The 21,937-nt window shown below is 50.8% G+C and carries 25 protein-coding genes; 13 read left to right on the forward strand and 12 right to left on the reverse strand.

Annotated features, from left to right (window positions below):
- Nucleotides 1–98: 98 nt before the first annotated feature.
- The 6 genes from NOC_RS01700 to NOC_RS18045 all read right to left on the reverse strand — a co-directional run bounded on the left by NOC_RS01700 (nt 99) and on the right by NOC_RS18045 (nt 4,506).
- Nucleotides 99–503, reverse strand: a complete 405-nt coding sequence (locus NOC_RS01700) for a ClpXP protease specificity-enhancing factor (RefSeq protein WP_002813570.1) — start codon at nt 501–503, stop codon at nt 99–101.
- A gap of 16 nt (nt 504–519) precedes the next feature.
- Nucleotides 520–1,164, reverse strand: coding sequence for a glutathione S-transferase N-terminal domain-containing protein (locus tag NOC_RS01705; protein WP_011330293.1), 645 nt, complete (start codon nt 1,162–1,164; stop codon nt 520–522).
- Nucleotides 1,165–1,331: 167 nt separating this feature from the next.
- Nucleotides 1,332–2,054, reverse strand: coding sequence for a cytochrome c1 (locus tag NOC_RS01710; protein WP_011330294.1), 723 nt, complete (start codon nt 2,052–2,054; stop codon nt 1,332–1,334).
- Complete coding sequence (locus tag NOC_RS01715) at nt 2,051–3,277, reverse strand: cytochrome b (protein ID WP_002813651.1); 1,227 nt, start codon at nt 3,275–3,277, stop codon at nt 2,051–2,053. Before NOC_RS01715 ends, NOC_RS01710 begins: the two co-directional genes overlap by 4 nt.
- A complete protein-coding gene (petA, locus tag NOC_RS01720) occupies nt 3,277–3,882 on the reverse strand; it encodes a ubiquinol-cytochrome c reductase iron-sulfur subunit (protein ID WP_002814137.1) in 606 nt (201 codons plus the stop codon). The genes NOC_RS01715 and petA overlap by 1 nt, the downstream gene beginning before the upstream one ends.
- Nucleotides 3,883–4,125: 243 nt before the next feature.
- The gene (locus NOC_RS18045) at nt 4,126–4,506 is read right to left on the reverse strand and encodes a DUF1614 domain-containing protein (protein WP_036497857.1); all 381 of its coding nucleotides are present in this window, start codon (nt 4,504–4,506) and stop codon (nt 4,126–4,128) included.
- Nucleotides 4,507–4,684: 178 nt separating this feature from the next.
- On the opposite strand from NOC_RS18045, the gene NOC_RS01730 reads away from it, so the two are divergent.
- The 4 genes from NOC_RS01730 to NOC_RS01745 all read left to right on the forward strand — a co-directional run bounded on the left by NOC_RS01730 (nt 4,685) and on the right by NOC_RS01745 (nt 8,504).
- The gene (locus NOC_RS01730; RefSeq protein ID WP_002814053.1) at nt 4,685–5,011 is read left to right on the forward strand and encodes an FmdB family zinc ribbon protein; all 327 of its coding nucleotides are present in this window, start codon (nt 4,685–4,687) and stop codon (nt 5,009–5,011) included.
- A gap of 177 nt (nt 5,012–5,188) precedes the next feature.
- Nucleotides 5,189–6,976, forward strand: a complete 1,788-nt coding sequence (gene aspS / locus NOC_RS01735) for an aspartate--tRNA ligase (RefSeq protein WP_002813450.1) — start codon at nt 5,189–5,191, stop codon at nt 6,974–6,976.
- A 157-nt stretch (nt 6,977–7,133) separates the two neighbouring features.
- Nucleotides 7,134–8,231, forward strand: coding sequence for a quinolinate synthase NadA (gene nadA / locus NOC_RS01740; protein ID WP_002812115.1), 1,098 nt, complete (start codon nt 7,134–7,136; stop codon nt 8,229–8,231).
- 54 nt (nt 8,232–8,285) lie between these two features.
- A complete protein-coding gene (locus NOC_RS01745) occupies nt 8,286–8,504 on the forward strand; it encodes a zinc-finger domain-containing protein (RefSeq protein WP_002811869.1) in 219 nt (72 codons plus the stop codon).
- A 75-nt stretch (nt 8,505–8,579) separates the two neighbouring features.
- Here NOC_RS01745 and NOC_RS01750 read toward each other — a convergent pair whose 3' ends face one another.
- Nucleotides 8,580–8,780: a DUF2905 domain-containing protein gene (locus tag NOC_RS01750; RefSeq protein ID WP_002814049.1), complete on the reverse strand. Its 201-nt coding sequence runs from the start codon at nt 8,778–8,780 to the stop codon at nt 8,580–8,582.
- A gap of 45 nt (nt 8,781–8,825) precedes the next feature.
- Between NOC_RS01750 and NOC_RS01755 the strand changes: the two genes are divergently transcribed.
- A complete protein-coding gene (locus NOC_RS01755; RefSeq protein ID WP_002813165.1) occupies nt 8,826–9,791 on the forward strand; it encodes a Nudix family hydrolase in 966 nt (321 codons plus the stop codon).
- Nucleotides 9,788–10,099, forward strand: a complete 312-nt coding sequence (locus tag NOC_RS16595; protein ID WP_011330295.1) for a hypothetical protein — start codon at nt 9,788–9,790, stop codon at nt 10,097–10,099. The genes NOC_RS01755 and NOC_RS16595 overlap by 4 nt, the downstream gene beginning before the upstream one ends.
- A gap of 13 nt (nt 10,100–10,112) precedes the next feature.
- Here NOC_RS16595 and NOC_RS01760 read toward each other — a convergent pair whose 3' ends face one another.
- Genes NOC_RS01760 through pilB form a run of 5 tightly spaced genes read right to left on the reverse strand, consistent with a single transcriptional unit; the run spans nt 10,113 to nt 14,792 of the window.
- Entirely contained in the window at nt 10,113–10,301 is a 189-nt protein-coding gene (locus NOC_RS01760) for a DNA gyrase inhibitor YacG (RefSeq protein WP_002811855.1), read from the reverse strand.
- A 5-nt stretch (nt 10,302–10,306) separates the two neighbouring features.
- Nucleotides 10,307–10,957 (reverse strand): dephospho-CoA kinase, encoded by a 651-nt coding sequence (coaE, locus tag NOC_RS01765; RefSeq protein WP_002812172.1) that lies wholly within the window; start codon nt 10,955–10,957, stop codon nt 10,307–10,309.
- 8 nt (nt 10,958–10,965) lie between these two features.
- A complete protein-coding gene (locus NOC_RS01770; protein WP_002812209.1) occupies nt 10,966–11,832 on the reverse strand; it encodes a prepilin peptidase in 867 nt (288 codons plus the stop codon).
- 19 nt (nt 11,833–11,851) lie between these two features.
- Nucleotides 11,852–13,072, reverse strand: coding sequence for a type II secretion system F family protein (locus tag NOC_RS01775; RefSeq protein ID WP_002812627.1), 1,221 nt, complete (start codon nt 13,070–13,072; stop codon nt 11,852–11,854).
- Nucleotides 13,073–13,076: 4 nt separating this feature from the next.
- A complete protein-coding gene (gene pilB / locus NOC_RS01780; RefSeq protein WP_011330296.1) occupies nt 13,077–14,792 on the reverse strand; it encodes a type IV-A pilus assembly ATPase PilB in 1,716 nt (571 codons plus the stop codon).
- A 202-nt stretch (nt 14,793–14,994) separates the two neighbouring features.
- Here pilB and lptM point away from each other — a divergent pair, with 202 nt between their 5' ends.
- The 7 genes from lptM (at nt 14,995) to NOC_RS01815 (ending at nt 21,731) form a co-directional block, all read left to right on the forward strand.
- Nucleotides 14,995–15,123, forward strand: a complete 129-nt coding sequence (gene lptM, locus NOC_RS18525; protein WP_425311382.1) for an LPS translocon maturation chaperone LptM — start codon at nt 14,995–14,997, stop codon at nt 15,121–15,123.
- Nucleotides 15,124–15,126: 3 nt separating this feature from the next.
- On the forward strand, nt 15,127–16,377 hold the full coding sequence (gene lysA, locus NOC_RS01790) for a diaminopimelate decarboxylase (RefSeq protein ID WP_172633718.1): 1,251 nt from the start codon (nt 15,127–15,129) through the stop codon (nt 16,375–16,377).
- A 50-nt stretch (nt 16,378–16,427) separates the two neighbouring features.
- Nucleotides 16,428–17,099, forward strand: coding sequence for a class I SAM-dependent methyltransferase (locus NOC_RS01795; RefSeq protein ID WP_011330298.1), 672 nt, complete (start codon nt 16,428–16,430; stop codon nt 17,097–17,099).
- A 38-nt stretch (nt 17,100–17,137) separates the two neighbouring features.
- Nucleotides 17,138–17,968 (forward strand): diaminopimelate epimerase, encoded by an 831-nt coding sequence (dapF, locus tag NOC_RS01800; protein WP_002812566.1) that lies wholly within the window; start codon nt 17,138–17,140, stop codon nt 17,966–17,968.
- Nucleotides 17,965–18,699, forward strand: coding sequence for a DUF484 family protein (locus NOC_RS01805; RefSeq protein WP_002813370.1), 735 nt, complete (start codon nt 17,965–17,967; stop codon nt 18,697–18,699). Before dapF ends, NOC_RS01805 begins: the two co-directional genes overlap by 4 nt.
- A gap of 3 nt (nt 18,700–18,702) precedes the next feature.
- A complete protein-coding gene (gene xerC, locus NOC_RS01810; protein WP_002813425.1) occupies nt 18,703–19,605 on the forward strand; it encodes a tyrosine recombinase XerC in 903 nt (300 codons plus the stop codon).
- Between the two features lie 140 nt (nt 19,606–19,745).
- A complete protein-coding gene (locus NOC_RS01815; protein WP_002813442.1) occupies nt 19,746–21,731 on the forward strand; it encodes an HDOD domain-containing protein in 1,986 nt (661 codons plus the stop codon).
- The last annotated feature ends 206 nt before the right edge of the window (nt 21,732–21,937 follow it).

A 21,937-nucleotide genomic window follows, 5' to 3' on the forward strand; every position in this document is an offset into this window, starting at 1 on the left:
ACTCCTAATGGGTTAAAATGAGCTGGTTGAGGAAGAAGAGAATGGAAGTTAACCAAGGTTGTACGGGTTTCCACCCATCCAGTAAAGTGTATAACAGGTTATTTAACGACCCGTAATGAGGGTTTGCGGCCTCCTTCGTCTGGAGCAGGAGGGGGGGGATCGCCGTCATGATCACCCTTTTGGAATATCATCCCTTGCCCATTCTCCCGTGCATATATGGCAAGGGCAGCCTGGACCGGGAATAAGGCTTTGTAGGAAGTGCCGGAAAAGCGAGCAGAAAAGCTGATCCAATCGTTTTCTAGGCAGAGATCGCGAACTGAGTTTGGATGGATATTAAGAATGATTTTGCCCTCGGATGCGTGTTGTTGAGGAATCTGAACACCGGATAGCGTGGTATCCACTAACAGATGAGGAGTTAAATCATTATCGATAATCCACTGGTATAAAGCCCGAATGAGGTAGGGACGGTTTGACGTCATGGGGTGATTAGAGTTATCGGCCATCGCTTGTTTGGCCCCCTCAGATAGGGCTGGTGGCTTTGGTTCGCATTGCCCGTTCAGCGGCGCTCAGACTTTGTTGAAATGAATCACGGGCAAACATACGATTAGCATAATCTTCCACAAGCTTGGCTTGGGGGGGGAGTTCAGCTTCCAGAGCGAGCAGCCGCCATAGTAGAGGTGCCAAGGCGCAGTCTAATAGGGAAAATTCTTCATTCATGAAGAAGGGCGTTTTCTCGAAGGTCGGACTTAGTATGGTGAGATCTTCAATCAGCATTTTGCGTGTCTTAGACGATATATTAGAGCGATGGGTTTTGGTACCGCCAAGCAAACGGTACCAGTCTTGATCAATACGGTAAAACATGAGTCGGATCCGCGCTCTGGAAATTGGATCTACTGGCATGAGGGGAGGATGAGGGAATCGCTCGTCGAAATATTCCATAATGACTTTTGAGTCGTACAGAATTAGATCCCGGGCTACCAGTGTAGGAGCGGAATTATGAGGATTAAGCCGAACCAAATCTTCAGGTAAGTTAGCTGGATCTATATCAATAATCTCAGCGGAAATATTTTTTTCCGCGACGACAATGCGAGTACGGTGGCAAAACGGGCACAAGGGATCCGAAAATAAGGCCGTTACAGAACGTTTACCAGGTGAAAGGGGCATAAAAGCTTATTTACCCTATTATTCCTGCGAACAACCCAATGAATTTTTGACGGAAAGCCGCTCACGCCAAATCGGAGATTCTGGCGTGAGCTTCTCTTGGGTCCCCCAGAAGAATACTTCCCGCCTCACCAGCAAATAACCGCCTAAAAATCGTCTGGCTATTCCTCTCAATGAATATCTTTCCAGTATTCCCTTTTAAGGAAATAGGCGACACCACAAAAGAGCGCAATATAAAACAGAACCCAAGGGCCAAGTTTCTCCCGCTCAAGCCGCGCGGGTTCACCCATATAGGTCATAAAATTGACTAAATCATCCAGCATTTTCTCGTACTCGCTAGGACTCAGGGTACCCGCAACCGCTAACTCAAGCTTTGTACTGGAGGTATCGCTATCTTTATCCGCAAGCTCCTGCCAGCCTTGCAGAGGCCACAAAACATGGGGCATGGCGGTGTCCTTGAATACCAAATTATTGACGCCGGTAGGGCGGCTAGGATCCAGGTAAAAAGTTCGCAGATAAGTATGTAGCCATTCGGGACCCCGAGAACGAGCAACCAAAGACAGATCGGGCGGGGTTACGCCAAACCAGCCTTCGGAATCCTTGGACTGCATTGCGATGGTCATGGGATCGTGGATCTTATCGGTGGTAAACATCAGGTTATCGGTGACCTCCTGCTCGGTCAGGCCGAGATCCTGCGCCATTCGGCTATAGCGCATATATTTGGCCGAGTGACAGCTAAGGCAGTAATTCATAAATACCTGGGCGCCCCGTTGTAAAGAGGCCTTATCATTGATATTTATCTCCACGGTATCGAGAGGGTAGTTGCTTGATGCGGCCCAAACCAAGGAGGTCGATGAGATAAAAAGGAGTAAACACGTCGTCATTCTTTTCATTTTGAGGTCACCCTTTCCGGAACGGGTTTGGTTTTATCCATCTTGGTATAGATTGGCATTAGCAAAAAGAAAGCAAAATAAAGTATTGAAAATACCCGGGCAAACATGGTCATTAACGGTGTGGCCGGTTGGGTACCCAGGTAGCCTAGTCCCAGAAAGCTAATGACGAAGATTCCGATGGCAGCCTTATAAAGCCATCCTCGGTAACGAATAGACTTGACCGGGCTGCGGTCCAGCCACGGCAGGAAAAACCATAGAAAGATGGCGGCATCCATGGCAAGGACGCCTAGTAATTTGTCGGGGACTGATCGCAATATGGAATAGAAAGGGGTGAGGTACCACAGAGGCCTGATATGCTCAGGGGTGGCAAGTGGATTAGCGGGCGTGAAGTTGTCATGTTCTAGAAACCAGCCGCCAAAACCGGGAGCATAGAAAACAACCCAGGCAAACAGGAGCAGAAATACCCCAACCCCCCATAGATCCTTGACCGTGTAGTAAGGGTGGAAGGGAATACCGTCCAGAGGGACGCCTTTGGGGTCCTTTTTCTCTTTGATTTCTACTCCGTCCGGATTATTAGAGCCTGTTTGGTGCAAGGCGATAATATGAGCGACAACCAACGCCAGCAGCAATAAAGGCATCAGAAACACATGGAAGGCGAAGAAGCGGTTTAAGGTCGCGTCAGAGACCACAAAATCGCCCCGGATCCATTCGGATAAGCCTTCACCGATAAGTGGAAAAGCCCCGAAGAGGGAAATGGTGACCTGGGCGCCCCAGTAAGACATTTGTCCCCAGGGTAGTAAGTAACCCATAAAAGCTTCTGCTATCAGGGTAAGGTAGATAAGCACACCAATAATCCACACTAATTCCCGGGGTTTTTTGTGGGAACCGTAAATGACTCCCCGAAACATATGGAGATAAATCAAAATGAAGAATGCCGAGGCCCCGGTAGAATGCATGTAGCGGATCAACCAGCCCCACTCCACATCCCGCATAATATATTCGACGGAGCCGAAGGCCAGATCGGCCGCCGGCTTATAATGCATGGTCAGAAAGAGTCCGGTAACTAACTGGATAACCAGCACCAGCATGGCCAAAGAGCCAAAAAAATACCAAACATTGAAATTTTTTGGCGCGTAATACTCCGATAAATGCTCTTTCCATGGCTGGGAAATGGGAAGGCGGGCATCAATCCAGGTAAAAATTTGATTTATTGTATTTTTCATTAGGTTGCCTCACTCGGAGATTCGCCAATACGCAGGCGGTTTTCAGCAAGAAAGCGGTAGGGCGGCACCTCCAAATTGGTGGGGGCCGGAACTCCATCATAAACTCGCCCCGACAGATCAAAACGAGAACCATGGCAAGGGCAGAAAAAGCCGCCCTGCCAGTCAGGACCTAAATCCTCTGGAGCAACTTCCGGACGGAAGGTAGGGGAACACCCCAGGTGAGTGCAGATCCCGACAACCACTAAAATTTCAGGCTCAATGGAGCGGTAGACGTTTTGAGCGAAGGGGGGTTGCTGCTCTTCCACTTCACTGTGAGGGTCCCGAAGTATATCCTCCCCAGTCATCGCCTCTACGCTTTCCAGTTCTTCTTGGGTCCGACGGAGAATCCAGACCGGTTTGCCACGCCACTCGACGGTCATGATATGGCCTGGCTCAAGGTTGCTAATATCGACTTCCACAGGGGCCCCTGCGGCTTGCGCCCGTTCGCTAGGCTGCATGGATTTAACAAACGGCACGGCCGTAAAGCCCATGCCTACGCCTCCAACCACTGTTGTAGCCGCTGTTAAAAAGCGGCGTTTGCCCTGATCGACGCTATCTGTACTCATATTTTGCTCCCTTAACTAAAGGCCGATAAATCAAAACTGTTATGTAATATAGTTGTTTGAACGAGCGCCTTGGCAAAATTTCAGGGCGTTTAATTTCTGATGCCCTCGTTTTATCTTGCTAAGCCGCTGTAAAAATATTATGCATAGGTGTTTAAAAGAAGTTCGGAGCGTCGTTTGCATCGCGCAATTCTAACACAAAGAACCTAAAAATTTAGTAATATTAAGGATAGTGATTAAGAAGGCTTAGGCCAGCAGGGCGGCAATGATACTGGTAATGAAGATGCCGTCAAATGTCCCTGCGCCGCCGATCGAAGTTATCGGCGTGCCTATTCGGCGAATATCCTTAAGGCGCAGGATATCCGCTCCTAATAGAACTTCCAAGGTTCCGGCAATATAGGCTAGCGGTGCTCGGCGCTCAGGAGTGATTGCCTGTGCGCAAGCGCGACGCATAAGGGGGCGATAAAAATAGGCATTCCAATGAGAAGAAAGGCCAGTAAAAGACGACGAGGAGAGAAGGGCATTACCGCTATGCCAAAGCAAATGGAGTTTGGGAGAGTCAATTATTAAAGCTTGAACCGTAAGGTCTGTCCTTTGAGGCGAAAAGATATTGAAATGAGGTGCCATTACCTCCATATTCGGTAAACGAGCCAACAGGGGGCTAAATAACGTTTAATATATAGGCTTAAATTTAGCCCCAAGGTATCGTTTTTTACTGGGTTCTCGGGTGGGAGCGTGTCGTTTCGCGCCATGCTCTCCCGAGAAGATATTAAACCGTCGTTTAATTCCAAGGAAGTTTTGTACCATGCCGATCTATGAATATCGCTGCGAAGCCTGTGGCCATAAAATGGAGTTGCTGCAAAAGATAGCTGAAGAGCCATTACTTCAGTGTCCTTCTTGTGGTAAGGAACAATTGCGTAAGTTGGTATCCGCTGTCGGATTTCGGCTCAAAGGGGGCGGCTGGTACGAAACTGATTTTAAAAGCGGTAATAAGCGAAACTTGGCTGCTTCCAATGACGCCTCTAAAGAAAGTTCGAACAACAAGGAAGGCCCAGGCAAGGCAAAGGATAAGCAGGAGAAAACTCCTGGGGCTAATTCCAAGCCTACAGGCGATGCTGCTGCTACTGGCTAGGGGTCTAGCCTAAATAGGATGTTGTCCTTTAGGGGCTGTTGGAAAGGTTCCCTATCCAGCTTTGAATTCTGAGTCTTAAAAAATTAAGTCGTTGAATTTAATTTATATTTAGATTGACTGCAATTCAATAAATGAGTAACTTTCAAAGATTTTCCAACAGCCTCTAAGGATTCTTTCATGCGTAGCCACTATTGCGGCGAACTTTCCGAGGCCCATCTTGATCAAAGTGTCACTTTATGCGGCTGGGTAAATCGCCGCCGAGATCATGGTGGGGTAATTTTTATTGATCTTCGTGATCGGGAGGGCCTCATTCAATTGGTTTTTGATCCAGAGTATTCTCCGGAAAGCTTTAGGCATGCCGAACAGATACGGAGTGAATATGTGCTTCAGGTCAAGGGCCGGGTACAGCACCGGCCGGAAGGCACCGAAAATCCAGATCTCAAGACAGGCCAAGTGGAAGTATTGGGTCAGGAACTCATTTTACTTAATGCTTCGGAAACGCCGCCTTTTCCAGTGGATGAAAAATTAGAGGTGGGCGAAGACATCCGGCTGCGCTATCGTTATATTGACCTCCGGCGGCCAGAAAGCTTGCAGCGCCTGCGGTTCCGTTCCGCCATTATTCGGCAATTGCGCAAGTTTTTGGATGAGCGGGGTTTTCTCGATATTGATACGCCCATTCTCACCCAGTCAACGCCAGAGGGCGCCCGGGATTTTTTGGTGCCAAGCCGTACCCATCCCGGCCAATTTTTTGCCTTGCCTCAGTCCCCCCAGTTATTTAAACAGCTCCTCATGGTTGCTGGGGTGGATCGCTACTATCAAGTAGTGCGCTGTTTTCGTGATGAAGATCTACGGGCCGATCGCCAGCCGGAATTTACGCAGCTCGACATAGAGGCTTCCTTCCTTCATGAGGAGACGCTTATGGCGTTAATGGAAGAGATGTTCAAGGAGCTGTTTGCCACGGTATTAGAAGTGCCCCTCCATACCCCCTTTGTCCGGATGCCCTATGCCGAAGCCCTGGCCTGTTTTGGTTTAGATAAACCTGATTTGCGCATTCCCCTGCGATTGGTAGAGGTGGGGGATTTGATGAAAACAGTGGATTTTAAGGTTTTTGCCCAGCCAGCCCAGGATCGGGATGGACGAGTCGCCGCATTGAGATTGCCCGGCGGCGGCAAACTTAGCCGTAAAGAAATTGAGGAGTATACTCAATTTGTGGCTATCTACGGCGCCAAGGGTTTGGCTTATATTAAAGTGGTTGAGCGCAGCCGCGGGCGGGAGGGATTGCAGTCCCCTATCCTCAAGTTTTTGCCCGATGAAGTGATTGGAGCCATGCTGGAACGAACGGAAGCTGAAAATGGAGATATCGTATTTTTCGGTGCTGATAAAGCGTCCATTGTTAATGAATCCCTTGGAGCCTTGCGAGTGAAATTAGGCCACGATCATGGCTTGGTAGAGCATGGCTGGAGTCCGCTATGGGTCATAGATTTTCCTATGTTCGAGTGGGATGAGGATGACCACCGTTGGCATGCCTTGCATCACCCTTTTACTTCTCCCAAAGAAGAAGATCTCTCCTTATTGGAGCAGAATCCGGGAGCTTGCCGCTCCCGTGCCTATGATTTAGTGCTCAATGGTACCGAGGTGGGCGGGGGATCCATCCGCATTTCCCAGTCCCAAGTGCAGAGTCAAGTGTTTCGCTTGCTAGGTATTGGCGATGAGGAAGCCCAAGATAAATTTGGATTTCTTTTGGACGCGCTGAAATATGGCTGCCCGCCCCATGGTGGGATTGCGTTTGGTTTGGATCGGCTGGTCATGCTGATGACTGGAAGCGCCTCGATCCGGGAGGTCATCCCGTTTCCCAAGACCCAGACGGCGGCTTGCCCGCTTACCGGCGCGCCAGGCCAGGTTGCGGAAGCGCAGTTGCGGGAGTTGGGGATTGGCGTGCGCAGGCTAGCTTCGGATAAAGTCTAACCCATTGAATATTATTGGAATACCGCTGAAGATCCGCAATTTCTAATCAAAGCGGAAACCTCTTGTAGTAAGGCGAGGGCTACCCAGTAGCCATAATTCTTTAGTAAAATGGTAAGGTATTTCTTACTTACTGCCTTTATAGCGAGGACTATTAGAGATGGCCGAAGCAGCAGTCATTCAGAGCTATATTGATCTGCGCGATAGTGAATGTGAAGCGCGGGTTGCCAAAGCCAAGGCGGCTTTAGGCGCTCAGGTTGTTATTCTTGGACACCATTATCAACGGGAAGAAGTTTTTCGGTTTACTGATTATGCTGGCGATTCTCTGAAATTATCCCGCCAGGCCGCTGTTTCAGAGGCCAAATATATCGTTTTTTGTGGCGTTCATTTTATGGCCGAAGTGGCGGATATTCTGTCCCGCCCCGAGCAAATCGCTATTCTCCCTGATATGGCGGCAGGCTGTGCCATGGCTGATATGGCCGATCTCGCTAAAGTGGAGCGGGCCTGGCGGGAGCTAGGCCAGATTTTGGAGCCCGAGGAGAAGGTAACCCCGGTTACCTATATCAACTCCGCTGCTAACCTCAAGGCTTTTTGTGGCCGTCATGGCGGCATCGTCTGTACTTCAAGCAATGCTGAGGCCGTGCTGAATTGGGCCTTTGAGCGCCGTGAAAAAGTGTTGTTTTTCCCTGATCAACACTTGGGGCGCAATACCGCCTACCGCATGGGTATTCCACTAGAGAAAATGGCGGTTTGGAATTTTAATCGGCCCAATGGGGGGTTGACGCAGGAGCAAATCCAGGAAGCACGGATCATTCTATGGCAAGGATTTTGTTCGGTACACCAAATGTTCCAGCCAGAGCACATCGATCGTTTTCTAGCCCGTTACCCGGATGCAAAAGTCATATCTCATCCTGAAAATAGTTTCGAGGTCTGCCAAAAATCCCATTATGTCGGCTCAACTGAATACATTATTAAGACTATCCGAGAGGCAGAATCAGGTACCCGCTGGTTGGTGGGAACCGAGCTTAATTTAGTGAATCGCCTCCATGAGCGCTATAAAAACGAAGGTAAATCCATTCATTTTATGTCGCCCACGGTATGTATGTGCTCCACCATGTTTCGGATTGATCCTCAGCATTTAGCTTGGAGCTTGGAGAATCTACTCTCTGGCCAGGTGGTGAATCAAATCAAGGTGCCAGAAGATGAGGCAGAACTTGCCCGTTTGGCTTTGAGCCGTATGCTGGAGGTCTCTCCTTAAAGTGGGTAATATCCTTGTTACTTTTATGCAATTGAAAACAAGCTATAGGATTATATGGTCGTGAGCAAAACAGCAGCCCCGAGCGCCGCTTCTTCTATTCCGGCTAACGAGGCCCGTCGTTATGAAGTGACACGGGCGGATTTACCTTTGTCTTGCCCCATGCCCTCTATGGCGCTATGGAACTCCCATCCCCGGGTTTACCTCCCCATCGAAGAAACGGGATGGGAGCGTTGCCCTTATTGTGGGGCGGTTTATGTACTCAAGGAGGAGTAGAAAGCCGTTTTAAATATGTTTAAACATGCCCCCAGGCGCTGGCAGCCTTGAGGGCTATGGGAAAAATAGATCTAGTTAGCGGCGAAATAGCCAAAACAGCAAGGAGAGAAGCAAACTAATAAGGATGGAAGTGGTAATTGGAAAATAAAAACGAAAATTTTCCCGCTCGATGACAATATCGCCAGGAAGGCGACCCAATCCTAGCTTAGCGAGCCAGGGCCAGAGCACTCCTACCACAACCAAAATAAGCCCTAGTATGATAAGCAGCCGTGACATTATTCTGGCTTTTTAAGCTTAGTCATTAAAGAATGTAATCTCTCCATGGTACTCCAGGTAGCAGCCGGCGCAATCTTTAATAGGCAGGGACAGGTATTGTTATCCAAACGCCCACTCCATGTCCATCAAGGCAATTTGTGGGAATTTCCTGGGGGTAAGTTGAAGCCAGGGGAGGAGGTTCGCCAGGCTCTCTCCAGGGAGTTATGGGAGGAGCTAGGAATCCAGGTTCTCCAAGCCCGCCCCTTGTTGCAGGTACACCATGATTATCCGGATCGGTCCGTGCTGCTCCACGTTTGGCGAGTGGATCGTTTCTCGGGCACGCCCAAGGGGCAGGAAGGGCAGCCTGTGGTGTGGGTCTCGCCTGAAAATCTAAATGCCTATCCCTTGCCTGCGGCCAACCACGCTGTTGTGACCGCGGTGTGTTTACCGCCAACCTATCTGATTACCAAGGAGCCGGCCGGAAACCAGATGGCGTTTCTGAGCAGTTTGCGCCAATCATTACAAGCTGGGGTACAGCTGGTGCAGTTACGAGCTAAAAAGCTTAGTCCTGAGCACTACCAAAATTTGACATGGAAGGTTCAGCGCTTGTGCTTTGAATATAAGGCCATCTTATTAGTCAATACGGTGCCTGCCCAGGCCGCTGAGTGGGGGGCTGATGGGGTACATCTGACGGGTAACCATTTAATGCACCTTTCCCATCGGCCATTGCCAGCCAATAAATGGGTGGCCGCTTCTTGTCACAATGCTGCGCAGTTGGCCCATGCTGCTAATATTGGAGTGGATTTTGCCGTGCTAGGGCCTGTCTTTCATACCTCCACTCATCCTCAAGCATTACCCTTGGGGTGGGAGCGGTTTCAAACGCTCATCGCGCAAATTCCCTTTCCAGTCTATGCTCTAGGGGGGGTAGGGCCGGAGCATTTGAAGGAAGCCTGGAGCCGAGGGGCCCAAGGTATTGCCGCTATCCGGGCCTTATGGGGAGATAGGGCTGGAAGCTTTGGAGTTTCGCCATGACTGATGTCGATTTTGTTCCTACAAAACCTCATCAGCCTGGAGAATTCTCGCTTCAAGGGGTGTTTTGGGCTGGCCACGACTTAGCGCGCAAGGCCCTCGGCTGGGTATCACCCTCCACGCGCATCATTTCCCCTCCTACCGAGGGTAGGTCGCGCTCTTGGCAACAGGGAAAATATACTGCCAATTGTTGGCGAAACGCAAGTCATGCTGGCCCTCGCGCTCGCAGCAAAGTTTCACTTCGCCTGTCTGCGTGCGGGCACGCACGGGCAGGCACTCTCACTGGGGGGTCATTCAACATCCATGTTTAATTCCAATGTTTTTTTATTCTTCCGAGGAAGGGATAGGATGTTCCTCTTCTCCTGGGATTCGATGGCTTTCCGTCGCCCAGTCGCTGAGATCAATTAGGCGGCAGCGCTCGCTACAAAAGGGACGCCAGGGATTCTCCTCAGACCAGAGGGCTTCTTGGCCACAAGTAGGGCAATTGACATGGCGTTTTTTATCTTTGTTCATAAGAATTAGTTCCGTTGCTGGGAAGCCAAGAAGAGATATTTTTGATGGTAATGTTCTACTTGGCGTTGCAAGGTTGCCAGATCAGTATCATTGACAATGATATCATCCGCGGCTGCCAGCCGGACAGCCCGCGGGGATTGGGCCCGAAGAATGGCCTCGATCTCGGTATCCGAGAGCTGGTCCCGGGCCTTTACTCGCTGGCGCTGGATAGCATCGGGGATATCAATGACCAGGGTTCGGTCAACGATGTCTTTCTGGGCGATTTCCACCAGCAACGGAATAACCAGAACGCAGTAGGGTGCGCTAAGCCGGGTAGCCCGGCGTTTCATCTCCTGGAGTATGCGTGGGTGCAGTATCGCTTCCAGGCGGGTTTTTAGCGCTTCGCTGGTAAATACGAGGTGCCGGAGGCGGGATCGATCCAGCCCTCCCTGGGCATTTAATATTTCCCTGCCAAAAGTGGTAACAATCTCGGCAAGAGCCGGCTGGCCAGGTTTGACCAGCTCTCGGGCGATAATATCAGCATCAATAACAGGAACGCCTAATTCGGAAAAAATCTTGGCTACTGTGGATTTGCCGCTACCGATGCCGCCCGTGAGTCCAACTTTGTAAGACATTTTTCCTGGCGTTTCATAAGGGCTGAATTTAACTTTGTCCATTCAAGATTTTATCTTCCGGTTAGAGAAAGATAAAATTGATTGATATCCTGTCCCCACATCAAGGCAAGCCAGCCCGCGGCAGCGAGATAAGGGCCGAATGGGATAGGGGTCTCCCGGTGTTGGCTGGAAAGATAAAGCCATGCGGTCCCTAACAGGGCGCCTACTATCGAGGAAAGCAAAATAATGGCAGGCAGCATCGTCCAGCCTAGCCAAGCCCCAAGAAGTGCTAAAAGTTTGAAGTCGCCGTACCCCATGCCCTCTTTCTTGGTTAGCAGCCGAAACAGATGGTAAACCAGCCATAGGGAAAGATAACCTGTTATCGCACCAATAAGACTGGTTCGGGCATCCGTGAACACTTCAAATAAACCTAGCCCTAAACCAAACCAAAGAAAAGGGAGCGTAATATTGTCAGGCAGCAGTTGATGATCGAAATCAATAAAGGTGAGCGTAATCAGCGCATAGCTTAAGAGCAATGCTGCCATTGTTTCCCAGCTGACGCCAAAGCGCCAAGCTACGGCAATAGAAAGGATACCGGTTAGTAGCTCTACCAGGGGATAGCGGAGAGAGATAGGCGCTTTGCAGTGACGGCAGCGTCCCCTAAGCAAGAGGTAGCTGAATAAGGGAATGTTCTCCTGTGCCCGGATTGTACGACGGCAGGCGGGGCAGTGAGAGCGGGGGAGAGAGAGCGTTAACGGTTCCCGCTCCGGCTGTGGCTTGCCATGTAATTCTGCACACTGCTCTTCCCACTGCCTTTCCATCATGAGAGGAAGGCGGTAAATGACGACATTGAGGAAACTGCCGACGGTTAAGCCCAGCAGAAAGGCTGATGCCATAAAGGCAGCGGGATGACTCTCGAAAAAAACAATAGCTTCCATTAATTCCAACTAAATCCAGTTAAACTACTGAACCCATTTTGAAGATGGGTAAGTACATTGCGATAACAAGGCCGCCTACCAGAACGCCTAGTATTGCCATGATGAGGGGTTCTAGCAAGCTGCTCAGGGCATCGACCGCATTATCTACTTCTTCTTCGTAGAAATCCGCCACTTTGCTCAGCATTTGATCAATTGAACCCGCCTCTTCCCCGATAGCCACCATCTGCACCACCATGTTAGGAAATAATTGGCTACTGCGCATAGCCGCTTGTAGCTGGGTGCCGGTGGAGACCTCATCGCGTATACGGAGGATGGCTTGAGTATAGACAGAATTACCCGCAGCGCCGGCCACGGAAACCATGGCTTCCACCAAGGGGACGCCGGCCGCAAACATGGTGGAGAGGGTGCGGGCATACCGGGCGATAGTTGCCTTATTCAGGATTTCGCCGATCACCGGCAATTTGAGTAGTAGTCTATCGAAGAGATGGTTAATCTTTTGCGAGCGCCGTTTAGCCTCCATAAGACCGTAGATAGCGCCTCCCATAGCTCCGAAAATGGCCCACCACCATTCTTGAAAAAGAGCGGAAAGCTTGAGGACTAGCAAGGTGAGGGCGGGCAGATCGGCGCCGAAGTTCTGGAACAAAGCCTCAAATTGGGGAATAACAAAGATGAGCAAAATAGCAGTAATAATAAAAGCGACCACCACCACAGCGGTAGGATAAAATAATGCTTTTTTTATCTTTCCCTTGATGGCTTCTGTTTTTTCTTTATACATGGCGATTTTATCCAGCAGCGTTTCTAGAGTGCCGGATTGCTCTCCCGCGTGGACCAGGTTGCAAAAAAGCGGATCAAATTGCCGTGGATGTTGTTTAAGCGCTTCGGCCAAGGTGCCGCCACCTTCCACTTCCCCCTTGATTTTTAGGACCATCTCTTGCATGGAGATGCTTTCATGGCCGCGGCCTATAATTTCGAAGGCTTGAACCAGGGGTACGCCCGCGGCCATCATGGTTGCAAGTTGACGGCTAAATATCGCGATCTCCTTCGGGGTGATTTTTTTCTTGCGCTGACCGAGCAGAGACTTAGGCTTTTTGCGCACCTTGAGGGGCACAATACCCTGGCGTCGCAGATCCGCCTTCACCATGCTGAGGTTTTTACCGCCTACTTCGCCTTTAATTTTATGTCCTTGCCGGTTAGCGCCTTCCCATATAAAAATTTGCTGTTTTGCTGCCGCTTGTGCCATCTGATTACTCCTTCGTCACTCGGTTGATTTCCTCTATACTAGTCACGCCATCAATAATTTTTTTAAGCCCCGATTGGCGGAGATCGGCGACGCCTTCTTTTTTTGACTGCTCCGCAAGTTCCATGGAGTTGCCTCCCGCCATAATGATGCGGCCCATCTCTTCCGATACGGGCATGACCTGATAGATGCCCACGCGGCCTTTATAGCCTTTTGTACAGTGCTCGCAGCCTGCGGCCTTATAAAGGGTGGGCGTGGTTTCCAGTTGGGTTTTGGTAAAACCCTCTTCTAGCAGCACTTCGTGGGATATCTTTTCGGGTGCCTTGCAGCGGGAGCAGAGACGCCGGGCCAGGCGTTGGGCGATGATCAAAGAAACTGCCGAGGCAATGTTATAGGACGCCACCCCCATGTTTAATAGCCGGGTCAGGGTTTGGGGCGCGTCGTTGGTATGAAGGGTGGAAAGCACCATATGGCCGGTTTGGGCAGCTTTAATAGCAATTTCAGCCGTTTCCAGATCACGAATTTCCCCCACCATGATGACATCGGGGTCCTGACGTAAGAAGGCTTTAAGGGCACCGGCAAAAGTCAAACCGACTTTGGGGTAGACATTGACCTGGTTAATACCAGGCAGATTGATTTCGGCTGGATCTTCGGCAGTGGAGATATTACGGTCCGCGGTATTAAGAATATTAAGCGCGGTATAAAGAGATACCGTTTTACCACTACCCGTGGGGCCGGTAACGAGCACCATCCCATAAGGGCGGTGAATGGTTTCTAGAAATATTTGTTGTTGTCTTTCTTCATAACCCAGTGCCTCGATTCCCATTTGCGCGCTGGAGGGGTCCAGGATACGAAGAACAATTTTTTCGCCGAATAAGGTGGGGCAGCTATTTACCCGAAAATCAATGGCACGGTTCTTGGAAATATTCATTTTCATGCGCCCATCTTGAGGTACGCGCCGTTCGGAAATATCCAAGCGAGCCATGACCTTGAGGCGGGCTGCTAGCCGGCCGGCCAGAGTAACCGGCGGGGTAGCGACTTCCCGCAGCACCCCATCTTGCCGATATCGGACCCGATAGATTTTTTCATAGGGCTCAAAATGAATATCCGATGCTCCCTGATGAATAGCATCCAACAGAACCTTATTAATAAAACGAACTACTGGGGTATCATCAGCCTCCGATTCAGCAGTATTTTCTGGAGGCTCATTTTCACCCCCGGAGATGTCAAGGTCATCTAGTGCCGTATCGTTTAGCTCCGCTAAGGAAGTGTCTTGGGCCTCCATGGCCCGATCGATCATTCGTGCTAGTTTGTCTTCTTCAACAAGGATAGCTTCGGTATTAATTCCCGTATGGAACTTGATTTCGTCTAATGCTTGCAGGTTGGTGGGATCGGCCACGGCAACGAATAGACGATTCCCACGCTTGAATAAGGGTAGTGCCTGGTGTTGGCGAACCAATTTTTCTTCCACTAGCCCTTTGGGAAGATAATCCAAATCCAGGGCATTGATATCGAAGAGGGGGACGCCGAATTCCTGGGAGGCTGCTTGACCAATATCCAGACTTTTAAGTAGCTTTTGCCGTACCAGGTAAGTCACTAAAGGAGTACCGTTCTTGCGGGAATGCTCTTGGGCTTGCCGGGCATTGGCTTCGCTAAGCAATCCATCCTCTACTAAACGGCGGACCAGACCGCTCATTATGATCTGTACTCCAGGAGTGGCCATATACTTTAATTTACCTCCAGCAGACGGGATATTCCGTAGCGACAATCTCAATCATGGAAAAGCCATGGAGCGAATTTTCCTCATAACTTTAAAGGTATCGCAAGATTACGCTGATTCTTGAGGAGAATGGAACCGGCAGGGGAGAAAATCATAGCCAGAAAACCGCTACAATGGGGATTTAAAACTTTTAGGAGGGAGCAAAGTGCCGCGAGGTTGGAGATTATTGGGGCTGATGGCGTTATTGCTTATAGGGTTATCAGCGATGGGATGCGGCCAGAAAGGCCCGCTCTACTTACCAAAAGAAAATGGGATGATGCAAAAGGTAAACTGAATGATGGAATATTTTCATTACCGCTATAACGTTTTATGGGCGGAAGAGATTCCCTTGCCGGAGATTGCAAGCCGTTTTGACACGCCCTGCTATGTTTATTCTCGCGCTGCGATTGAGCATCAGTGGCGGGCGTTTGATCAAGCTTTTGAGAAGCATCCCCACCAAATATGCTATGCAGTGAAAGCAAATTCTAATCTAGCGGTTTTAAATATTTTAGCCCGTTTGGGGTCGGGCTTTGATATTGTGTCGGTAGGCGAGCTGGAACGGGTGTTGGCGGCAGGGGGCGATCCTGGACGGATCGTGTTCTCTGGCGTGGGTAAGCGTGCTGACGAGATGGAGCGGGCTCTTGCTGTCGGTATTGCTTGCTTCAATGTGGAATCCGAAGCCGAGTTGATCCGTTTGAATGAGATTGCTGGCAAGTTGGAGCAGCGGGCGCCGGTGTCTTTACGAGTAAACCCGGACGTGGACGCGCGCACCCACCCTTATATTGCGACGGGGTTGCGTGATAATAAATTCGGTATAGAAATCGATCAGGCTCTGGCGGTTTATGCTCGTGCGGCTACCCTACCTCATATCGATATCCTTGGGGTGGATTGTCATATCGGCTCTCAGCTTACTTCTTTATCCCCTTTTTTGGCTGCTCTGGAACGGGTATTAGCGTTAGTAGACCAACTCGCCGAGAGAGGGATTAAAATCCGCCATATTGATCTTGGAGGTGGTTTGGGAATTATCTATCGGGATGAGGCGCCTCCAAGCCCTCAGCAGTATGCCGCGGCTTTACGGCAGAAATTAGCGGGGAGAAACTTGGAAATATGGATCGAACCCGGTCGAGCCATTGTTGGCAACGGAGGAGTGTTGCTAACTCGGATCGAGTACCTTAAACAGGCGCCCCAGAAGAATTTCGCCATCGTGGACGCAGCGATGAATGATTTGCTTCGTCCAGCGCTCTACGATGCCTGGCAGGAGATTATCCCGGTGGCTGTGGACGCCACGGGGGAACCGCTCTTTTTTGACGTGGTGGGTCCAGTGTGCGAGACCGGCGATTTTCTTGGCAAGCGGCGCCAGCTTGCCATTGAGGCAGGAGATTTACTTGTAGTGCGTGCTGCGGGGGCCTATGGTTTTACTATGAGTTCCAATTATAACTCCCGGCCCCGAGCTGCTGAGATAATGGTGGACGGCGCTGAGGCCCATTTAGTACGGGAGCGGGAAACCGTGGAGTCCCTCTATCGGGGTGAAGCGACCTTGCCTGGATAGTGTGTTAGCCAGTATCAACAATGCCAAGAAGATAACGGGTGGTAGTAGCCGTGGAGCGTATTCCTGAGCCTGAGCTAATGGATGATGAGACCCAAGCACGGGCCTATGCGGAGGCTGATTTTTCTGAACCCAACAGCCGTTTTATTGAACTGCTCCGGGGCGCTTTCCCTTCTGATGCCTTGAGTGGCTATGTGCTCGATTTAGGGTGTGGTCCGGGAGATATTACCTTACGGGTGGCGCGGGCCTGGCCTTCCTGTATCGTCCATGGTGTGGACGGTGCTGCGGCGATGTTGCATTATGGGCAACGAGCGGTTAGCGAAGCTGGGTTAAAGGCGCGGGTAAAGTTTGTGCATGGCCGGCTGCCGGCAGTGCGTTTACCTCGGGAACAATACGATGTGTTGATTAGCAATAGTCTGCTTCACCATCTCCTTGAACCGGCCATTTTATGGGATTGTCTCAAGCGCTACGGCGTTAGGGGCGCACCGGTCTTTATTATGGATCTGCGCCGCCCGGCAGCCCGTAGTGAGGCAGCAGCTTTAGTGGATCAATATGCTGCGGAAGAGCCAGAAATATTGCAGCGGGATTTTTTCAACTCCCTGCTGGCGGCCTTTAAGCCTGATGAACTCCAGGAGCAGCTAGCCCAGGCAGGACTGAATTCCCTGGAGGTAGCGGTGGTGAGCGATAGACATTTGGCCATTTCGGGATTTTTAACCCTTTCCTAATGGGATTGATATTTTTTGTCCTTGATTAAGTAAGCATAATGCGTATTGCTTTTACCAAAATGCAGGGTTTGGGCAATGATTTCGTAGTCATTGACGCCCTTTCCCAGCCGCTGTCCTTAACCGCCTCCCAGGTACGCTGGATTGCCAATCGCCGCTTGGGCATAGGCTGTGACCAAGTGTTATTAGTAACGCCTGCTTCTTTGCCAGCGATCGACTTTGGTTATCGGATTTTTAATGCTGACGGCGGCGAGGTAGAGCAATGTGGTAATGGTGCCCGATGTTTTGCCCGCTTTGTGCGGGAGCAGGGGCTTACCGACAAAAATGTGCTGCGGGTCCAGACTGCAAGCGGCATTATTGAGCTGCAATTAGAAACTGATGGGCAAATCACGGTAGACATGGGTGTGCCCCGTTTTGCTCCCCATCAAATCCCGTTTAAGGTAGACCAGGAGGCAGACTATTATTCACTGGAGCTCGATGGGCAGCAGGTGGAAATTGGAGCCGTATCCATGGGCAACCCCCACTGTGTATTGCGGGTACCCGCTGTTGATACTGCCCCGGTAGCCCATTGGGGACCCTTGCTGGAAAGCCACCCCCGCTTTCCTCAGCGGGTGAATGTGGGGTTTGCGCAAATCGTCTCCCCCGGCCATCTCCGGCTGCGGGTTTATGAGCGAGGCGCTGGCGAGACCCCCGCTTGCGGAACTGGAGCCTGCGCTGCCGCGGTGATAGGCAAGCGGCGGGGCTGGCTGAGTGGACAAGTTAATGTGGATCTGCCTGGCGGGCGCTTAGGTATTCACTGGGAAGGCGATGGTAAATCTGTTTGGATGAGCGGACCGGCAGAGATTGTATTCAAGGGAAGTATCGAGCTATGAGAAAGAAAGCAGGAGAGAAGGAAACGCGGAAAACTCCATTGGAGGAAGTGCAGGAGCGGGAGCAGTCCATAGCAAAATATCTACAGACCCATCCAGATTTTTTTGCTCGCCATCCGGATCTTCTAAGCGAATTGACCATTCCCCATCCTAGCGGCGCTGCAATTAGCCTGGTGGAGCGGCAATTAGCGCTATTGCGCGGACAGAACAGGGAATTAAAGCGGCAGCTGCGCGATTTAATTGAAAATGCTATGGTCAATGACGACTTAAGCAAAAAGGTGCATAAATTAGCATTGGGGGTGTTGACAGCGGCTACTCCCCAGGCGGCGATTGAAGTCTTATTTTCCTCTTTACAGACTGGTTTTGACGTGGATGTTATTGCCTTAAGGTTATTCTTCGATGGTAAATCTTTGCCCCCTCCCGCGCCGGATCATCTTAATGTGATGCGAGTTTCTCGAAATGCCCCTGAACTTGAAGTGTTCGCCAGTGTTTTGAAAAGCCCCCAACCCATTTGCGGTCGGCTCACTGTAGAGCAGAGAGATTATTTATTTGGAGAAGAGGCGGAACGGGCGGTCTCTTGCGCTTTGATTCCCTTGGGTGAAGAGCAGCGCCGGGGGATGCTTGCCATGGGCAGCCAAGAACCGAACCGGTTCAGGGCTGATCTAGGAACGATATTTCTGGATTATTTGGGGGTCATTGTGGAGCGGGCTCTGCATCGCCATTGGCCATACTGAATCATGGAAGAGGAACAGCAAATTTGGATACAAAAATTCTTTACTCATCTCCAGTATGAGCGGGGATTATCGCCGCAAACGGTTGTTAGTTACCGTCGTGACCTTGCAAAAGCTATTGCCTTTTGCGGCCGCAATGGGATCGGGAACTGGCAAGAACTGGATGCCCAAAGAGTGCGGGCGCTGGTGGTCGCCCATCACCAGGCGGGGCTTTCCGGAAGGAGTATTCAACGTCTTTTGTCGGCCCTCCGTAGCTTCTACGTCTACCTGCAGCGTGAAAACATCGTGGATCATAATCCGGCTCAAGGGATTTCCGCTCCCAAGGGGAAACGGGCGTTGCCCCCTAGCCTTGATGTGGATCAAACTGCCCAATTATTGAATACTCAACCTTGTAGCGATCTCTTGCTTCGCGATCAAGCCATACTGGAGTTATTCTATTCTTCCGGACTACGGTTGGCTGAATTGGTTGGCTTGAATTTAAGCGCTTTGGACCTGGATACCGCTTTAGTGCGGGTCGTTGGCAAAGGCGCCAAAACGCGGGAAGTCCCCCTTGGTAGGCGGGCTAAAGTAGCCCTGTTAGCCTGGCTTCCAGTACGGGCAGGGTGGATCAACCAGAGCCAAGAGGCCGTCTTTATAACTCGCCACGGCCGCCGTCTCTCTCCCCGCGCGGTACAAAAACGGCTGCGTCTTTGGGGGCTGCGGCAAGGCTTCGATGTGGCCATCCATCCCCATCGCCTGCGGCATGCTTTTGCCTCCCATTTACTGGAATCCAGCGGTGATTTGCGGGCAGTGCAGGAACTATTAGGCCATGCCGATATCAGTACGACGCAAATTTATACCCATTTGGATTTTCAACACCTTGCTAAAATTTATGATCAAACCCATCCCCGAGCTAGAAAAAAGCGCTAGCTGATCACAGTTTAGGGTTGGAATCCGAAAAATAAAGAGGTGGCAGTCGATATCAGTTAAATAAAGACGGGGGCGAGGTTTTAGCAGTATGCAAAGCCGATAGTCGCCTGTTGCATTTTCTCAACTGAAGAGTCCACGGGATGTCGTTTGCTACTCGATTTGACGAACTCAAAGCCATGGGGGATTTACCCTCCCCTTCTGGGGTTGCCCTCGAAATTATGCGTCTTACCCAGCGTGAGGAAACCTCCATCCAGGACTTGGCCAGGGTCATCCAGGCCGATCCGGCCCTTGCAGGAAGGCTGCTTAAGTTTGCTAACTCTGCCTCCGTGGGCGTCCGCCGCCCGGTGGTTGCTATCGAAGACGCGGTAAAATTGCTAGGTATTGCCGCTATCCGTCAGTTTGTCCTGGGGATTTCCGTCCTTTCAAATTATAGCCATGGCCGTTGCGAAGGCTTCAACTACCCTGGTTTTTGGTCCCATTCTTTAGCGACAGCACTGGCTGCCCAGGCGCTTGCTAGCTTGGAGCGCGTTATTGCTCCAGAGGAGGCGTTTACTTGCGGTTTGCTTGCGTGCGTGGGGCAGTTGGGTTTAGCCACTATTTATCCTGATGGCTATACCGCCATTCTACTATCATGCAGCCGCGAAGATGAGCAAGCCTTGCTCGCCCGCGAGCAAGAGGAATTTGCCACCAATCATAGGGAAATGACCATGGCGCTACTGGAAGACTGGGGTTTACCCCCTATCCATCTGGAAGGAATCGCGGCCAGCTATCAGCCCGGGCCGGGAGGGTTAGAGGATGCTTCGCGGGTCCAGCGGATAGCTCGGCAACTCTATTTTTCCGGCCATATTGCCAAGTTTTGTGTGGCCCAAGCCGCTGAGCAGTCTAATCGGTTGGTAAATTTGGAGGAGCTTGCTTCCTGCTTTGCATTGGATAAAACAGGCTTGGAGCAGTTGCTTAAAAAAATTACGCAAGCGTGGACCAAATGGGGACGGTTATTGGCAGTGCCTACCCAGGAAGTGCCTTCTCTAGCTAACCTCAAAGAGGAGCTGCAAGGGAAGATGGAGCGGCAAATCTCTGCTCCAGAGGCTAGCGATTTTACCCCGCTTAGGATATTGCTAGTTAGCGATGATGAATTGAATTGCAAACGCTTTACGGGTTGGCTTGAGAGCATGGGACATTCGGTGAACGTTGCCCGCGAGGAGAAGGAGGGACTCTCCCTGATTCTGGAAAACCGATGCCAACTTGTCATTTATGAGCACCGCTTACCCGGAGCGAATTCCATGAAATTCTGCCGGAGCTTGCGGGAAATGAAGTGCGGCCGGCAGATTTACCTTATTGTGTTAACTGGCATGGTAAGCGGAGGTGAGGCCATCCGGATCTTCGAGGCAGGGGCCGATGATCATATCGCTAAACCTTTTAACTACGAGGTGTTACAAGCTCGCGTTGGAGGCGGGGAACGTTTGATTCGCCTCAGGGAAGAGGCGGAACAGGAGCGGGAAGCGGTTCGTGGCTATCTGGCGGATTTAGCCGTGGCTAATCGACGTCTTGGGCAAATGGCGATGACCGATTCACTGACGGGGCTTCCTAATCGCCGTTATGCGATGGAGAGAATGGAACAAGCCTGGGCTGAATATGAGCGCAATCAAACTCCTTTCTCCTGTCTGGTGATGGATTTGGATTTCTTTAAACGGGTCAATGATCAGTATGGTCATGAGATTGGCGATAGTGTTTTGCTAGAGATCGCCAATGTGTTCCGCGGTTCGGCCCGGAGCAGCGATATAATCTGCCGTTTAGGCGGCGAGGAATTTTTGGTCGTCTGTCCCCATACCGTGGCTACTGAAGCATTTCAGGTGGCCGAACGATTACGACGCGCCGTGGAAGAGCATTCCTGGACCATGCTGGATTCTACCAGTGTATTAAGTGTCAGTATTGGTCTGGCGGCGAGTTCAGAGGGAATGCAGCACTGGAATGATCTTTACCGGCTGGCCGACCAAGCGCTTTACCAGGCAAAGCGTAATGGCCGGAACCGGGTTTGTATGGCGCCCTCTCCAAACGGGAAAGACCAAACAGTCTCCCTCGTCTATCCCGCACGGGTCCATGAAAACAATCCTCGGTTCATCTTTTGAACCGGCTCAGACACCTTTTTTAAGGCACTAGGCGAAATTCGAACCTCCCCCGCGGCGTGAGCCGTTTTACTCCCGTCTCCCGTCATTATCCCGGTAAAGTTTTTGAGAAGAATGCAGCGGTTTTGCGCTGCTCAATGGCTCCTGCGAGTGGCACTTCTACCCATCGCAGCAGGACGCTACGAGGCGACAAATAGCGCTGGGCCTTA

It is taken from the genome of Nitrosococcus oceani ATCC 19707, from assembly GCF_000012805.1.
GTDB classification, from domain to species: Bacteria; Pseudomonadota; Gammaproteobacteria; order Nitrosococcales; family Nitrosococcaceae; genus Nitrosococcus; species Nitrosococcus oceani.

Coding starts and splice junctions, on each gene's coding strand:
- NOC_RS01700 (WP_002813570.1), bottom strand. CDS start 503: ATGGCCGATAACTCTAATCACCCCATGACGTCAAACCGTCCCTACCTC.
- NOC_RS01705 (WP_011330293.1), bottom strand. CDS start 1,164: ATGCCCCTTTCACCTGGTAAACGTTCTGTAACGGCCTTATTTTCGGAT.
- NOC_RS01710 (WP_011330294.1), bottom strand. CDS start 2,054: ATGAAAAGAATGACGACGTGTTTACTCCTTTTTATCTCATCGACCTCC.
- NOC_RS01715 (WP_002813651.1), bottom strand. CDS start 3,277: ATGAAAAATACAATAAATCAAATTTTTACCTGGATTGATGCCCGCCTT.
- petA (WP_002814137.1), bottom strand. CDS start 3,882: ATGAGTACAGATAGCGTCGATCAGGGCAAACGCCGCTTTTTAACAGCG.
- NOC_RS18045 (WP_036497857.1), bottom strand. CDS start 4,506: ATGGCACCTCATTTCAATATCTTTTCGCCTCAAAGGACAGACCTTACG.
- NOC_RS01730 (WP_002814053.1), top strand. CDS start 4,685: ATGCCGATCTATGAATATCGCTGCGAAGCCTGTGGCCATAAAATGGAG.
- aspS (WP_002813450.1), top strand. CDS start 5,189: ATGCGTAGCCACTATTGCGGCGAACTTTCCGAGGCCCATCTTGATCAA.
- nadA (WP_002812115.1), top strand. CDS start 7,134: ATGGCCGAAGCAGCAGTCATTCAGAGCTATATTGATCTGCGCGATAGT.
- NOC_RS01745 (WP_002811869.1), top strand. CDS start 8,286: ATGGTCGTGAGCAAAACAGCAGCCCCGAGCGCCGCTTCTTCTATTCCG.
- NOC_RS01750 (WP_002814049.1), bottom strand. CDS start 8,780: ATGTCACGGCTGCTTATCATACTAGGGCTTATTTTGGTTGTGGTAGGA.
- NOC_RS01755 (WP_002813165.1), top strand. CDS start 8,826: ATGGTACTCCAGGTAGCAGCCGGCGCAATCTTTAATAGGCAGGGACAG.
- NOC_RS16595 (WP_011330295.1), top strand. CDS start 9,788: ATGACTGATGTCGATTTTGTTCCTACAAAACCTCATCAGCCTGGAGAA.
- NOC_RS01760 (WP_002811855.1), bottom strand. CDS start 10,301: ATGAACAAAGATAAAAAACGCCATGTCAATTGCCCTACTTGTGGCCAA.
- coaE (WP_002812172.1), bottom strand. CDS start 10,957: ATGGACAAAGTTAAATTCAGCCCTTATGAAACGCCAGGAAAAATGTCT.
- NOC_RS01770 (WP_002812209.1), bottom strand. CDS start 11,832: ATGGAAGCTATTGTTTTTTTCGAGAGTCATCCCGCTGCCTTTATGGCA.
- NOC_RS01775 (WP_002812627.1), bottom strand. CDS start 13,072: ATGGCACAAGCGGCAGCAAAACAGCAAATTTTTATATGGGAAGGCGCT.
- pilB (WP_011330296.1), bottom strand. CDS start 14,792: ATGGCCACTCCTGGAGTACAGATCATAATGAGCGGTCTGGTCCGCCGT.
- lysA (WP_172633718.1), top strand. CDS start 15,127: ATGGAATATTTTCATTACCGCTATAACGTTTTATGGGCGGAAGAGATT.
- dapF (WP_002812566.1), top strand. CDS start 17,138: ATGCGTATTGCTTTTACCAAAATGCAGGGTTTGGGCAATGATTTCGTA.
- NOC_RS01805 (WP_002813370.1), top strand. CDS start 17,965: ATGAGAAAGAAAGCAGGAGAGAAGGAAACGCGGAAAACTCCATTGGAG.
- xerC (WP_002813425.1), top strand. CDS start 18,703: ATGGAAGAGGAACAGCAAATTTGGATACAAAAATTCTTTACTCATCTC.
- NOC_RS01815 (WP_002813442.1), top strand. CDS start 19,746: ATGTCGTTTGCTACTCGATTTGACGAACTCAAAGCCATGGGGGATTTA.